The sequence below is a fragment of the Oleiphilus sp. HI0125 genome, assembly GCF_001635355.1.
This window is the reverse complement of the sequence record NZ_LWGF01000675.1, coordinates 1-1,046: the sequence shown is the minus strand read 5'-3', so window position 1 is coordinate 1,046 and position 1,046 is coordinate 1. Positions and strand designations below refer to the sequence as shown.

The 1,046-nt window shown below is 47.7% G+C and carries 1 protein-coding gene; it reads left to right on the top strand.

What is annotated here, in order from left to right:
• Positions 1–18: 18 nt before the first annotated feature.
• A partial coding sequence (locus A3762_RS09745) for an ABC transporter transmembrane domain-containing protein (RefSeq protein WP_231878779.1) occupies positions 19–1,046 on the top strand: 1,028 nt, incomplete at its 3' end.

The window sequence follows — 1,046 nt, the reverse complement described above, 5'->3', positions numbered from 1 at the left end:
AATCGTAGTGGCGAGATCATGTCTCGTCTCACGACTGATACCAGTTTGCTGCAAAATATTATTGGCTCTTCTTTTTCGATGGCGCTGCGCAGCGCACTCACTTTTGTTGGCTCACTTATTCTGTTGCTCTATACCAACTTGAAGTTGAGCTTGTTGGTGTTGGTTGGTGTGCCACTTGTTTTGCTACCTATTCTGATGTTTGGCAGACGTGTTCGAAAATTGTCGCGTGCTAGCCAAGATTCGATTGCAGACGTTGGCTCTTATGCAGGTGAGATTGTACGCAACATAAAAACGGTGCAGGGTTTTACGCGTGAAAATTATGAGCGTGCGGCCTTTGATAAAGAAGTCGAACTCGCTTTTTCCGTCGCGCGAAAACGTATTCGTCAGCGAGCGCTTCTGATTGCGACAGTGATACTGCTGGTGTTTGTAGCGATAAGTTCTCTGATATGGGTTGGCGGCAGTGACATGCTGGCCGGTGCGATGACCGGTGGTGAATTGGCAGCTTTTATTTTTTATGCCTTGATGATGGCCGGTGCTGTGGCGACGATCTCCGAGGTATATGGTGAATTGCAACGCGCCGTTGGTGCGACAGAGCGCCTTTTGGAGTTGCTGTCTGTGGAGTCGCTTATTCCTTATCAGTCGGGTACTGATATGTTTCCGGCGAGTAATGCTTCAGTGATTCAATTTGATGGCGTTACTTTTTCATACCCCGCTAGACCTCAAGTAAAAGCTTTAGATCAAGTCAGCTTTAGTATTCGAGAAGGGGAGCGCGTGGCGCTAGTTGGGCCATCTGGTGCTGGTAAATCAACAATATTTGAGTTGCTGCAGCGCTTTTACGATATTAATGAAGGCTGCGTGTCAGTATTTGGGCAATCTGTTCACGATGTGTCTACTGAGGCGCTGCGTAAGCGACTAGGGATTGTTTCGCAGCAGCCTGTGATGTTCTCTTCCACGATTAAGCATAATATTGCGTATGGCAACGAGGATGCCTCTCAAAAAGATATAGAAGCCGCAGCCCTAGCTGCGCATGCGCATGAATTTATCGA